This window comes from Arthrobacter sp. BI5 (genome assembly GCF_056680065.1).
In genome coordinates this window covers 3,298,703-3,311,634 of sequence record NZ_CM155264.1, presented here as the reverse complement: position 1 = coordinate 3,311,634, position 12,932 = coordinate 3,298,703, and the positions used below count along the sequence as shown (strand labels likewise).

Genomic DNA, 12,932 nt, shown 5'->3' with positions numbered 1-12,932 from the left:
GGGCCGGCGCTCAGACCCGCCGGCTGCATACTCAGCCGGCGCCAGACCCGCCTAGAACCCGCGGCTCAGCACCAGGCCGAGCGAGAACAGCACGGCGTAACCGAGGTTGATCAGCCCGGTCTGCTTCAGCACCGGGATCAGGCTCTTGCGGCGCCGCCCCGCGATCATCAGCCAGGACGGCATCAGGATGGCCGGGATGAGCAGCAGCACAATGAGCATCCACGGCCGCCCCGGGGCGAGCACGATCACCAGCAGGATCGCAACGGCGAGCATCAGGACGTAGCTTTCCCGGGCGTGCTTGTCGCCGAGCCGGACGGCCAGGGTCTTCTTCCCCGCGACGCGGTCGGTGGGGATGTCCCGCACGTTGTTGGCCATCAGCAGGGCGCAGGCGATGAGTCCCGTGCCGATCGCACCGATGACGGCGGCCAGGCTGAGCCGGCCGGCCTGCGTGTAGGTGGTGCCCAGCGTGGCCACCAGCCCAAAGAACACAAAGACGAACAGGTCGCCCAGGCCAAGGTAGCCGTAAGGGTTCTTGCCCCCGGTGTAGCCCCACGCGGCGAGGACGCAGCCCACGCCCACCAGGATCAGCCACCATGCCTGCGTGATGATGACCAGGACCAGCCCGAACAGCATCGCCAGCCCGAACGCGGCAAACGCAGCCCGCTTCACGTGCCCAGGCTCCGCCACCCCCGAACCGACCAGCCGGAGCGGGCCCACCCTGTCCTCGTCCGTGCCGCGGATGCCGTCGGAGTAGTCGTTGGCGAAGTTCACGCCGATCTGCAGCAGGAGCGCCACCATGGCGGCAAGCAGGGCGTTGACGGGACGGAACGCACCCATCTCATAGGCGGCTGCGCATCCGATCAGGACCGGCGCGATCGCCGCCGGCAGGGTGCGCAGACGGGCGCCTTGGATCCATTGTGCGGCTGTGGCCACGTTCAGTACCTCGTTGTTGTGGGGGCGAGCTGGTGGAAAGTCCGGGGTGAAGCTTTTCTATTTTCCCCGATGACGGGCATCCAGCCGAAACGTCATGCCCAGCCGGTCCGGTTTGCCGTTCGGAAGCATCAACAGTTCTTCGGCCGTGAGCACCGTTTTCGGGACCAGGGCACCCGCCAGCGGACCCGCATTGCCGGAGGCCAACCGCGCGGTGAACGCGTCGGCCGCCTCGGGGGAGCGGTCCGCAAGCACCACATAGGCCGCCAGCGCCTGGCCCCACTCGGCGGACGGGACGCCGGCAACGAACGCCGCGCGCACGCCGTCGAGCCTCTCCAGCTCGGTCTGCACGTGCGCGGCGGACACTTTCACGCCGCCGGTGATCACGACGTCGTCGGCCCGGCCCAGGACGGTCAGCGTGCCGTCCGCGGACAGCTCCCCGAGGTCGTTGGTGCGGTACCAGCGGACGCCGTCGTCCTCCGCAAAGGCGGCGGCCGTGAGATCCGTCCCGCCGAGGTAGCCGGCGGCAATGGTGGCACCGCCGAGCATGATCCGGCCCTCGGCCGAGATCTTCACCTCAACGCCGTCCAGCGGCACGCCGTCGTACACGCAGCCGCCGCAGGTTTCGGCGGCGCCGTAGGTGGCCACCACCCGGACGCCGGCGTCCCGGGCTGCGGCGAGCAGCTTCGCGGACGCGGGGGCACCGCCGAGCAGGATGGCGTTGAAGCGCCGGAGCGCTGCCAGCGTTTCCACCGTCGGGGCCTCCAGCAGCCGCTGCAGCTGTGTGGGCACGAGGGAGGTGAAGCGGATCTTGTCGGTCAGCTCCAGCGCCGCGGCGGTGAAGGCCTCGGGGGTGAACCCGCCGGAGAGGTCCATCGCCCAGGGCCGGGTGCCGGCGAAGAGCGACCGGACCAGTACCTGCACGCCGGCCACGTACTGCACCGGCAAGGCCAGCAGCCACTGGCCTTCACCCTCGAGCGCCATGGCGGTGGCCATCGAGGAAGCCGCGAGGGCGTCCACCGTGAGGACCGTGGCCTTGGGTGCCCCGGTGGAGCCGGAGGTCCGGACCACGACGGCCCCGTCCTCGAAGCCGGGGGTTTCCACCAGCTCGACGACGGGGGAGCCGTCAGGCCCGGCGGACAGCTCGACGGCGGGTCCCTCGCCGCGGAGGGCGGCCGCGAGGGCTGCGAGGGCGGGCTCGATATTCAGCGCGGCTGTTGTCATAGCGGCAGCCTTAGAAGTAGTACGGGAACTGGGACCAGTCCGGATCGCGCTTCTCCAGGAAGGCCTCCTTGCCCTCCACCGCCTCGTCCGTCATGTACGCCAGCCGCGTCGCCTCACCGGCGAACACCTGCTGGCCGGCCAGCCCGTCGTCGGCCAGGTTAAAGGCGAACTTGAGCATCCGGATGGCCTGCGGGGATTGCCGGGCGATGTCCGCGGCGTATTCCAGCGCCACTTCCTCGAGCCGCTCGTGGTCCACGGCCTCGTTCACGGCACCCATCCGGACCATGTCCTCTGCGGAATATTCACGGGCCAGGAAGAAGATCTCGCGGGCGGCTTTTTGCCCGATCTGGCGGGCCAGCAGCGCCGAGCCGTAGCCGGCGTCGAAACTGCCCACCGTCGCGTCGGTCTGCTTGAATTTGCCGTGCTGCCGGGAGGCGATGGTCAGGTCGGAGACTACGTGCAGCGAGTGTCCGCCCCCGGCCGCCCACCCGTTCACGACGGCGATGACCACCTTGGGCATGGTCCGCATCAGCCGCTGGACCTCGAGGATGTGCAGCCGGCCGGCGCGGGCCGGGTCGATGCTTTCCTGGGTCTCACCCTCCGCGTACCGGTACCCGTCCCGTCCGCGGATCCGCTGGTCACCGCCGGAGCAGAAGGAGTGACCGCCGTCCTTGGCGGAGGGCCCGTTGCCGGTGAGCAGGACGGTGGCGACGTCCGGGGTCATCCGGGCATGGTCCATGGCCCGGTACAGCTCGTCCACGGTGCCGGGGCGGAACGCGTTGCGCACCTCCGGCCGGTTGAACGCGATCCGGACGGTGGGGAGGTCCCGGATGACGGTGCCGTCGTCGGACCGCTCCACCTGCCGGTGGTAGGTCATGTCCTGGAAGTCGTCGAAGCCGGACACGGTGCGCCAGCGGCTGGGGTCAAAGACGTCGGATACCTTGGCGGGGATTTCGTTGCTCACAGTCCGAGTCTAGTAATCGGCTCAGCTGATGCAGAACTCGTTGCCTTCCGGGTCCGCCATGGTGTGCCAGGAATGCGGGCCCTCGTTGGCGGTCCACAGGTACGTCGCGCCGCGGGCCTCGAGGGCAGCGCGCACCTCGTCCTTGTTCGCGCCGGCCAGGTTCACGTCCCAGTGGACCCGGTTTTTGACGGTCTTAGCCTCCGGCGCGGTCTGGAACAGAATCCGCCGGGAGGCCGGTTTAACGCCCAGGTCCTCGGGCGGCCGGATGGCGGCGCCGTCCCGCCAGACCAGTTTTCCTTGGTGCAGCTTGGTCTCCGCGTCCGTCGCGAAGCCCTGCTCGATCATGGAGCGGATAAAGCCCTCGTCCTGCGGCTCCACGGCCCAGTCCAGGGTTTCCGCCCACCAGTCGGCGAGGCCGTGCGGATCGATGCAGTCGACAGCGATCTGGATGTTCAGTGCCATGGGAAAAACCTACGACGCCGGCGCCCTCGGCGCTAGGTGCCGCGGGGACGAATCCTGCCGGACCCCGCTTCGGCCCGGTCCCGCTTACTGCAGCTGTTCGAGGACTTCCGGCGGGATGGCGTAGATGAAGATGACGGCCAGCAGGTTCTTCGCGGCATGGACGAAGTAGGAGAACATCAGGTTGTTTCCGGTCCACACGTAGACGAACACCAGGGTGGCGCCGAGAGCAAGGTAGGGCATCAGGACCGGGAGCGTCAGCGCTTCCTGGCCGACGACGTGCAGGGCCGCGAACAGCACCACCGAGAGGGCGGAGCAGATCCAGATGTTCAGTTTCCGGCTCAGCTTGCCGATCAGCAGGTGCCGGAAAATGTACTCCTCCACGAAGGGACCCACGATCACCAGCAGCGGCACCATCAGCCAGGCCGGGACCTGCTGCATCAGAGCCTGCAGGCCGGCCTGGTTGGCGGAGGTCTGAGGCGGCCCGGTGAGGGCCACCAGGACGGCGGTCAGGATCATCGCGGCCACCACTGCCAGCGGCACCATCAGCAGCGTGAACCAGGGTCTCGTCGCCAGGACACGGAGGTCGCGGCCCGCGATGTGGCGTGCCGCGGCCAGGGCGAGGGCGCCGATGGCCACGTAGAAGATGAGGTTCACCGCGTAGGACGCCACCGCGGGATTGGGCGAGAGCTGCAGCAGGAGCGGGCCCAGCAGCCCGGAAGCGGTGGCAAAGAGACCGGCCACTGCCACGTAGATCCCCGCTGTGATGAAGTCGAGCCGGGAAAAGGCGTACAGTTCCGGGCGCGGCGCGGGTGGTTGACGGAGAGCGGTGCCCATGCCACCAGCCTAGCCCGGCCGCGGCCCCGGGGACGCCTGACGCCCGGGCCGAGGGGCGCCGGGCGTCAGATGCGGGTGTTGCCTGCCGGAGTGTTGCCTGCCGGAGTGGCTGCCGGCCGGAGTCCTGCCGGAGGGGCGGCTAGCGGAACAGCGACCCGTAAGTCCCCATCAGGATCCGGTCGCCCGGAGTGGACTTGCGGAGATAATCCACCACTGCCCAGTCGTCGAGCGAGATGCAGCCCGCCGTCGGGATCTTCTTCATGTGCAGGAAGATCGCGAACCCGGCGTTCTGGACGATGTTGGGCCGGTTGTAGTTGATGACCACGCCCTGGCGGTAGTAGCCCAGGCTGGCGAACCACCACATGTTCTCGTCATAGCCAACCCAGGAGGACGACTCGTGGTACTTGTTGTACGTGGCCGTCCAGGGGTTGCCGCCCCAGCGCGAGCGGGGGTTGAGCGTGCGGTAGGGGAGCTTGGTGCCGGGGTTGCCCAGGCCGAAAGCCTCCGTCACGGAATACGAGCCGGTGGGGGAGTACAGGTTCCGGGTGGGACCCGACGGCACTCCCGGCGGCTTGAACCCTGAAGCGCCGACATAGCCGTCGGTCCGCCAGTCCTGCACGTAGATCCCGGCGACGCTCCTGCAGTACATGTTGGTCGCATGGGATTGCCCGTAGGTCTGGGTCCAGGTGATCAGGACCCGGTTGGCGCCGTAGGTGGAGTACTTGGACTGGCCGTTGTTGAGCTTGTGGCATTCGGACATCGGGTACACCCGGGTTCCGCTGGAACCGGACCAGGTGATGTCCCCGCGCTGGTAAGACTGTGCGCAGGAGCCGCCGGCGCAGCGTTCGTTGCCGATCGGGTAGCCCAGCGAGCCGCCGGGGCCGCCGGAGGCGATGTATTTGCTGACGATGCCCCGGCCGGAGAACCACGCGCCGGTGGTGGGGGACCAGTAGATGCTGCCGCCCTGGAAGCGCTGCACGCAGCCCCGGCCGGACAGTCCGCACTGCTCATCGGTGAGCGGGAATCCGAGCATGCTGCGCGACGCTCCGGCGGCCGTCCAGCGGCTGCCGATGCCGCCGCGGATCACGTGCGCGCCGGTGGGGCTGGACCAGTAGATGCTGCCGCCCTGGAAACGCTGCATGCAGCCCCCGCCGGGCAGGCCGCAGGCTTCCTCGCCGGACGGGTAGCCGAGCACGCCGTTCTGAGCCTTGACGGCGTCCCAGCGGCCGCGGATGCCGCCCCAGACCACGTGGCCGCCGACGCCGGGCGCCCAGTAGATGGCGCCCCTGCCGAACTGTTGGACGCACCCGGACGCCGTCAGCCCGCAGCTTTCGGCCGTCACGGGCAGGCCCAGGACAGTTTCGCCGCCGGCGGCCACCCACCGGCTGCCGATGCCGCTCCGGGTGGTGAACTCGATCAGCCGCGTCCCCGACCAGGCCACGATACGGCCGGTGGAGAACTTCTGGATTGTTCCGCCGGACACCGTGGTTTCGTCGGTGACGGGGTAGCCGTAGAGGGCCAGGCCGCCCTTGGCAAACCACCGGGGGCCGGTGTGCCCGGTCTTGCTCAGGACAGGGTGCGCGCCCGTGGCCTTGGTCCAGAAGATGGACCCGCCCTCGAAGGCCTGGCTGCAGACGCCGCCTGAGCAGGTCTGGTCGGCGGTCGGCGCCCCGAGGACTCCGGCCGCGCCCTTCAGCGCGGTCCACTTCTCACCGATCGGCCCCGGCACGACGGCGGCCGGCAACGTCGGGTCCTCAGTCGGCGTCGGCTCTTGGGTCGGCGTCGGTGCGTCGGTTGGCGTCACGGCGGCGGTTGGCGTCGCCGTCGCCTCGCTGGTCGACCGCGCCGCCGTTGTTGTCGGAGCCGAGGTGACGTCCGGGGTGGGAGCGGTGGTAGTGGGCGTAGTGAGGGCCGGCGTCGCCGCGTCGGTGGGCGCCGCCGTCGGGCTTTCTGCCGGCGCCGGCGGGTTGGCGGTCTCAGCGAAGGCGGGGCCGGCTGCCAGCGGCCCGGCCGTGAGCCCGAGGACCACCGCGGCGACAAGTACGAGCTTTTTCATGGGGCATCCTCTACGGAGACAACCGGATTGCAGGTCCCGCTGCTGTCTTTGGTCTTGGCGAAGTTCGGTGCTGAGATCTGGGCCGACTTGCCGGCGGCAACGGTTTCGGTGATCAGGGTGTGCCCTGCGACCGCCGGGCCCACGGTGACGGCGACGGCCACGGTGAAAACCCTGGTTTTGTCGCTGCTGTTGACGAGGGTCCCCGTGAAGGACCACGACCCGTCGGCTGCGGCCGTGCAGGTGTGCTGCCGCAAGGCGTCGGGTGCGTTGAGCGAACTGGAGACATCGGCGGGTTCGGATGATGCCGGTGCCGTGGACGTCGCCGGCGGTGCCGTGGTCGGTGCTGTGGACGTCGAGGTGGCCGTGGCCGTGACGCGGGTTTCGCTGGGTTGGTTCGGTGCGGGTCCGCCGCTCGAGCATCCGGCCAGCGCGACGAGCAGCACCGCTGGCAGTAGCGCTCTGTGTTTCATAGTTCCCCCAAACTCACGGCGTCCCTGCCATGGCCTGCAGTGACGTCGCAGGCGTACCGGCCGGGAAGTCCCGACGGTTTGCTTAGAGTAATGGACGCAGGGCGGAAATAGGACCCCTGACCAGCGGTTTTGCGTTAAGACGTAGTTTTTGTTGCGGTTTTGTGGCCGCCCGAGGGCCGGCGACGGGGGCTCCCGGGTGTAGCCCGCGTCACGGTGGGGCCCCAAAAGCTAGTAGTATGGACTCGCCGCGCGACGCTGCGACCCATTGTGAGTTTCGGTCCATACCCCCTGCCCGCCGCCCTGGGCCGGGAGTGTTTAGGCCCGTACTTGTGCTCCCGGATCCGCCCCTCCCGTCCCGGCGATACCCCGACCTACAAGGAACAGTTGTGCCACAAAGTACTTCCACCGAAGCTAAGAGCGCGCCGGCGCAAACCGCCGTCGTCGACTCGACCCTCAGCGCCGAGGGCTATAAGAAGTCCCTGAACGGCCGCCAGGTCACCATGATCGCCATGGGCGGCGCCATCGGCGTCGGCCTCTTCATGGGTGCCGGCGGGCGCCTGGCCTCGACCGGCCCCGCCCTGATTTTCTCCTACGCCATCGCCGGCGTGATCGCGTACCTGCTGATGCGCGCCCTGGGCGAACTCATCATGTACCGGCAGACCTCCGGCTCGTTTGTCAGCTACGCCGGCGAGATGTTCGGCCGGAAAGGCGCCTACCTGTCCGGCTGGATGTACTTCATCAACTGGGCCATGACGGGCATCGCTGAGCTGATCGCGATCGGGCTGTACTTCCAGTTCTTCTTCCCCAACGTGCCGGTCGAACTGACCGCCATCGCGGCGCTGCTGCTCCTCGTCGGCGTGAATCTGCTCAGCGTCAAGGCGTTCGGTGAATTCGAGTTCTGGGCCTCGGTCCTCAAGGTCGCGGCCATCCTGATCTTCCTGGCCGTCGGCACCTTCATGGTGGTCACCAACGCGAAGGTCGGTGACGGTCACGCCTCGGTGAGCAACCTCTTCGCAGCCGACGGCGGCATGTTCCCCAAGGGCGCCCTGGTGATGATCCTGGTGCTGAACGCCGTGATCTTCGCCTACAACGCCATCGAGCTCGTCGGCATCACCGCCGGTGAGATGGAGGACCCGGCGAAGGAGGTCCCCAAGGCCATCCGCGCCGTCGTGATCCGCATCGTGGTGTTCTACGTCGGGTCCGTGACCCTGCTGGCGATGCTGCTGCCCTCGGACCAGTACAAGGCCGGCACATCACCGTTTGTCACCGTCTTTGGCCAGATGGGCCTGCCGTGGATGGGCGACGTCATGAACATGATCGTCATCACCGCCGCGCTGTCCTCCTGCAACTCCGGCCTGTACTCGATCGGCCGGATCTTCCGCACCATGGCCAACAACGGGCACGCCCCGCAGTGGCTGACCCGGATGTCCAAGAGCCACGTGCCCTACGCCGCGATCCTGGCGATCGGCGCGGTGTACCTGGTTGGCATCCTGTTGAACATCTGGCTGGGCGGTTCGCACGCCTTCGACCTGGCGCTGAACACCGCCTCGATCGGCGTCATCTTCACCTGGGGCTCGATCTTCGCCAGCCAGATCGCGCTGCGCAAGACCAAGGGCAACGCCTCGTCCCTGCCCATGCCGGGGTCGCCCTGGACCAGCTGGGCCGGGCTGGTGGCCCTGCTGGCCATCACGGTGCTGATCGGGTTCGACACCATGACCAGCAAGTCCGGCGAGGTCTTCCCGCTGGGCCTGTGGACCCTGGCCACCATCCCGTTCTTCGCGGTGGTGCTCTGGCTCGGCTGGCAAAAGGTCAAGAACAACGCTCCCAAGAGCGAGCTGTTCAGCTAATACCACGGTCCTGAACCATCGGGGTCGGCTTCCCGGCCCCCTCTGATGGCGCGAACGTACACTTGAGGCCCCGAATCCGCGACGATTCGGGGCCTCAAGTGTACGTTCGCGCGACACCGCCGGGCAGGGGTGCGGCTAGCCCTTCAGATGCCGGGCGAAATGGTCTTCGATCCGGCGCCAGGCCTCGGGTGCCGCCTGCGGATCCGGACCGACGCCGAGCACGCGCATCAACGGACGCAACGGCCTGGGCCCGGCCTCGGCGTCGTTGAGGAACGCGTGGCCCGCCGTCTCGAATTCCTTGACATCGTTCTCGACGCCGAGTGAGTCGAGTACTGAGCCCAGCCGGGCCGCCGCGCCGCGAAGGCTGCGGTCCTTCGCGCCGAAGTTGGCAACGATCGGACAGGCCCCCGCGAGCGCCGTTTCCGGATCCCTGGGCAACCGGCCGTAGTTCACCGCCGCGGCGTCGAATCCGTCATTGGCCAGCAGCAGGGCGAACCCGCCGCCCATGCAGAAACCGATGACGCCGATTTTTCCGGTCGTGCGGCCGGAAGCCAACAACCACTGGCGGGCCGCCGCCAGGTCCGCGAAGGCCCGGCCCTCGCCGGCCGCCAGGGCGCGCATCGTCGACACCAGGCAGCGGCGCGCCCCGCCGTCGCTGAACAGGTCCACGGCCAGGGTCAGATAACCGGCGGCCGCCAGCCGCTCCGCGTGCCGGACCGTGTTGCCATCCAGGCCAAAGGCCTCGTGGATCATCAGCACGGCCGGGAAAGGTCCGTCCCCTTCCGGCTCGGCCAGGTAGCCGCTGAGCCGGGGTGATCCGCCGGCGCCGGCTCCGCTGAGGTCGACGTTGCTCAGATCCGTGTCCTGGGCTTTAGCCCGGTTCGCGGGATTCCTGGCCATGTGGGCTCCTGTGTCGGGTCATGTTGATGTCGTGTTCGGACAGTCTTGCACCCGGACACAAAAAACGGCGCCGGACATCCCCCAAAGGAATGTCCGACGCCGTCGATTGTTAGGACTAGTCGCGCTTGGCTGCGTCCTTGACGTTTTCGCCGACCTTCTTCGCGTCGGCGACGACCTGGTCCTTCTGGCCTTCGGCCTTCAGGCGGTCGTTGTCCGTGGCATTTCCGGTAGCTTCCTTGGCCTTGCCGCCGAGGTGCTCCGCTTCGTTCTGAATCTTGTCTCCGATACCCATGGTGTACTCCACCTTTCGTTTCCGGTTGAAATTCAACGCAGTTTCACCATAACACGAAGCATGCTTACTAATTCAAGTCCTTCCGCGAGATGATTCATTTCGCCGGGGCGAATGGTTTGGGGCGCCCGGTTAGGCTCAAGGCTATGGAGCCCAAGAAAGTCACCGCCCCGCGCCTCACCCCGATCCGGTTGGCAGACCTCACGGAGGACGCAACCCCGGACTTCCGGCGCGGGGAGCGCTACGACGGCGTCCGGTACAGCCGCGCGACGGCGGACGGGCTGGAGCTCAGCGGCACCGATTTCGTCGAGTGCGAGTTCGACGGCGCCTCCTTCAATGAGACGCAGCTGCGCGGGGCGGGCTTCCGCGACTGCGTCCTGGCCGAGGTTTACGCCCCGGTGCTCAGGGCGTCGCGCTCAAGCCTGCGCGACGTCGAGATCCGCAACCCCCGCTGGGGGTCGGCGGAACTGTATGAGAGCGGCTGGCAGTCGGTGCGGCTCGACGGCGGCAAGCTGGACTACGTCAACCTCCGCGGCGCGAAACTCGTCGACGTCCAGATCAGCGACTGCATCATCGGCGAACTGGACCTCGGCTCCTGCACGGCCACCCGGCTGGCATTGAGCAACTGCACCATCGGCAGCCTGGACTTCAGCGGCGCCCGGCTCAAGGATGTGGACCTGCGCGGCACCGGTTTCCGCTCGGTCAGCGGCCTCGGGAGCCTCACGGGTCTGGTGATCGACGACGACCAGCTCTCCCTGCTGGCCCCGCTGCTGGCGGCCCATCTGGGTATCACCGTCACCTGAGGGCCCTCCGCGTCATCCAAGGCCGTCCGGTTGACCCGCTTGACCCGCCGTGTAATCTTTATAGAACGAACGGTCGGTAATTTGTTCTGCTGCCGGCCCTGCTCCCTTGGTGAAGGATGTTCTCATGGTCGAGGCTTTTCTTGTTGGCGGTGCCCGCACTCCCGTGGGGCGGTATGGCGGCGCCCTCTCCGCGGTCCGTCCCGATGACCTGGCCGCGCTGGTGGTCCGCGAAGCCGTGGCCCGCGCCGGAGTTGACCCGGACGCCATCGACGAGGTCATCCTCGGCAACGCCAACGGTGCCGGCGAGGAAAACCGCAACGTCGCACGGATGGCCACCCTGCTGGCCGGACTTCCGCTCCACATCCCCGGCATCACCGTCAACCGGCTGTGCGCCTCCGGCCTGAGCGCCATCATCATGGCCAGCCAGATGATCAAATCCGGCGCCGCGGACATCGTGATCGCCGGCGGCGTCGAATCCATGAGCCGCGCGCCGTGGGTGCAGGAGAAACCGCAGACCGCCTTCGCCAAGCCGGGACAGATCTTTGACACCTCGATCGGCTGGCGCTTCGCCAACCCGCTCTTCCAGAAGGGCGAACTCTCCCGCGACGGCAAGATGACCTACTCCATGCCGGAGACGGCCGAGGAAGTCGCCCGCGTGGACGGCATTTCCCGCGAGGATGCCGACGCCTTCGCGGTCCGCTCGCACGAGCGTTCCCTCGCCGCGATCGCGGCCGGCCGCTTTGCCGACGAGATCGTTCCGGTGACCGTCAAGACCCGTAAGGGCGAGACGGTTGTTGACACCGACGAAGGGCCCCGGGCCGGCACCAGCATGGACGTCCTCGCCGGGCTGCGCCCCGTCGTTGCCGGCGGCTCCGTTGTCACCGCGGGCAACTCCTCCACCCTTAACGACGGCGCCTCCGCGATCATCGTCGCGTCCGAGGCTGCGATCCAGAAGCTCGGCCTCACCCCGCGGGCCCGTATCATCGACGGCGCCTCGGCCGGCTGCGAGCCGGAGATCATGGGCATCGGCCCGGTTCCGGCCACCCGGAAGGTCCTCGCCCGGGCCGGGCTCGACGTCGGCGACCTCGGCGCGGTGGAACTCAACGAGGCCTTCGCCACCCAGTCGCTGGCGTCCATGCGCCGGCTCGGCCTCGACCCGGAGATTGTGAACCGCGACGGCGGCGCGATCTCCCTGGGGCATCCGCTTGGCTCGTCCGGGTCCAGGATCGCCATCACCCTGCTGGGCCGGATGGAACGCGAGGACGCTAAAATCGGCCTCGTCACCATGTGCATCGGCGTTGGCCAGGGCACGGCCATGCTGCTGGAGCGCGTCTAATGGCGGCGCATCCCGGCGGGCTGGACACCGCGGGCTTCGGCACACTCCTCGTCGAGGAGCGCGCGGACCGGGTGGTGGTGCTGCTCAACCGTCCCGAGGTCCGCAACGCGATCGACCAGCAGATGGTCGACGAGCTCCACCGCGTCTGCGCGTACCTGGAGCAAGTGCCCAAGGTGCTGGTCCTGGCCGGCACGGAAGGCGTGTTCGCGTCCGGCGCCGACATCGCGCAGCTGCGTGAACGACGGCGCGACGACGCGCTGCAGGGCATCAACTCCACCATCTTCGTCCGGATCGCCAAACTGCCGATGCCGGTCATCGCGGCCCTCGACGGGTTCTGCCTGGGCGGCGGCGCCGAACTGGCCTACGCGGCCGACTTCCGGATCGGCACCCCCGGGGTGCGGATCGGCAACCCCGAAACGGGACTCGGCATTCTTGCCGCCGCCGGGGCCAGCTGGCGGCTCAAGGAACTGGTGGGGGAGCCGGTGGCCAAGGACATCCTGCTGGCCGGCGCCGTGCTCCGCGCCGACCGGGCGCTCGCCGTCGGGCTTATCACCGAGATCCACGAACCCGAGCAGCTGATGGACGCCGCCCACGCGCTGGCGGACCGGATCGCGCAGCAGGACCCGCTCGCGGTGCGGATCACCAAGTCCGTGTTCCATGCCCCGGCCGAGGCGCACCCGCTGATCGACCAGCTGGCACAGGGCATCCTCTTCGAATCCCAGGCGAAGTTCGACCGCATGCAGGCCTTCCTCGATAAAAAGTCCAAGAAATCAGCCACGAAGTTCGACCAGAATTCAGACCGGAAGAAGAACTGACG

The 12,932-nt window shown here is 68.2% G+C and carries 13 protein-coding genes; 4 read left to right on the top strand and 9 right to left on the bottom strand.

Annotated elements, in window-relative coordinates; translation table 11 throughout:
• Positions 1–51: 51 nt before the first annotated feature.
• From AC1MED_RS15245 to AC1MED_RS15215, 7 genes are all read right to left on the bottom strand, one after another.
• A complete protein-coding gene (locus AC1MED_RS15245; RefSeq protein ID WP_479784098.1) occupies positions 52–933 on the bottom strand; it encodes a 1,4-dihydroxy-2-naphthoate polyprenyltransferase in 882 nt (293 codons plus the stop codon).
• A gap of 57 nt (positions 934–990) precedes the next feature.
• Positions 991–2,154 carry an AMP-binding protein gene (locus AC1MED_RS15240; protein ID WP_479784096.1) on the bottom strand — a complete coding sequence of 388 codons (1,164 nt, stop codon included), beginning with the start codon at positions 2,152–2,154 and terminating at the stop codon, positions 991–993.
• A gap of 10 nt (positions 2,155–2,164) precedes the next feature.
• A complete protein-coding gene (locus AC1MED_RS15235; protein ID WP_479784094.1) occupies positions 2,165–3,118 on the bottom strand; it encodes a 1,4-dihydroxy-2-naphthoyl-CoA synthase in 954 nt (317 codons plus the stop codon).
• A 21-nt stretch (positions 3,119–3,139) separates the two neighbouring features.
• Positions 3,140–3,580 (bottom strand): VOC family protein, encoded by a 441-nt coding sequence (locus AC1MED_RS15230; protein WP_479784093.1) that lies wholly within the window; start codon positions 3,578–3,580, stop codon positions 3,140–3,142.
• Between the two features lie 84 nt (positions 3,581–3,664).
• Positions 3,665–4,414 (bottom strand): CPBP family intramembrane glutamic endopeptidase, encoded by a 750-nt coding sequence (locus tag AC1MED_RS15225; RefSeq protein ID WP_479784091.1) that lies wholly within the window; start codon positions 4,412–4,414, stop codon positions 3,665–3,667.
• Positions 4,415–4,553: 139 nt separating this feature from the next.
• Positions 4,554–6,470 (bottom strand): hypothetical protein, encoded by a 1,917-nt coding sequence (locus AC1MED_RS15220; RefSeq protein ID WP_479784089.1) that lies wholly within the window; start codon positions 6,468–6,470, stop codon positions 4,554–4,556.
• The gene (locus AC1MED_RS15215; protein WP_479784088.1) at positions 6,467–6,940 is read right to left on the bottom strand and encodes a hypothetical protein; all 474 of its coding nucleotides are present in this window, start codon (positions 6,938–6,940) and stop codon (positions 6,467–6,469) included. The genes AC1MED_RS15220 and AC1MED_RS15215 overlap by 4 nt, the downstream gene beginning before the upstream one ends.
• Before the next feature lie 386 nt (positions 6,941–7,326).
• Between AC1MED_RS15215 and AC1MED_RS15210 the strand changes: the two genes are divergently transcribed.
• Positions 7,327–8,787, top strand: a complete 1,461-nt coding sequence (locus AC1MED_RS15210) for an amino acid permease (protein WP_346957779.1) — start codon at positions 7,327–7,329, stop codon at positions 8,785–8,787.
• A 135-nt stretch (positions 8,788–8,922) separates the two neighbouring features.
• Here AC1MED_RS15210 and AC1MED_RS15205 read toward each other — a convergent pair whose 3' ends face one another.
• On the bottom strand, positions 8,923–9,687 hold the full coding sequence (locus AC1MED_RS15205) for a dienelactone hydrolase family protein (protein ID WP_479784086.1): 765 nt from the start codon (positions 9,685–9,687) through the stop codon (positions 8,923–8,925).
• A 115-nt stretch (positions 9,688–9,802) separates the two neighbouring features.
• The gene (locus AC1MED_RS15200; protein ID WP_346957777.1) at positions 9,803–9,979 is read right to left on the bottom strand and encodes a CsbD family protein; all 177 of its coding nucleotides are present in this window, start codon (positions 9,977–9,979) and stop codon (positions 9,803–9,805) included.
• Between the two features lie 143 nt (positions 9,980–10,122).
• On the opposite strand from AC1MED_RS15200, the gene AC1MED_RS15195 reads away from it, so the two are divergent.
• The 3 genes from AC1MED_RS15195 to AC1MED_RS15185 all read left to right on the top strand — a co-directional run bounded on the left by AC1MED_RS15195 (position 10,123) and on the right by AC1MED_RS15185 (position 12,930).
• Positions 10,123–10,779: a pentapeptide repeat-containing protein gene (locus tag AC1MED_RS15195; RefSeq protein ID WP_479784084.1), complete on the top strand. Its 657-nt coding sequence runs from the start codon at positions 10,123–10,125 to the stop codon at positions 10,777–10,779.
• Between the two features lie 124 nt (positions 10,780–10,903).
• A complete protein-coding gene (locus tag AC1MED_RS15190) occupies positions 10,904–12,115 on the top strand; it encodes a thiolase family protein (RefSeq protein ID WP_479784082.1) in 1,212 nt (403 codons plus the stop codon).
• Entirely contained in the window at positions 12,115–12,930 is an 816-nt protein-coding gene (locus AC1MED_RS15185; RefSeq protein WP_479784080.1) for an enoyl-CoA hydratase/isomerase family protein, read from the top strand. The genes AC1MED_RS15190 and AC1MED_RS15185 overlap by 1 nt, the downstream gene beginning before the upstream one ends.
• The last annotated feature ends 2 nt before the right edge of the window (positions 12,931–12,932 follow it).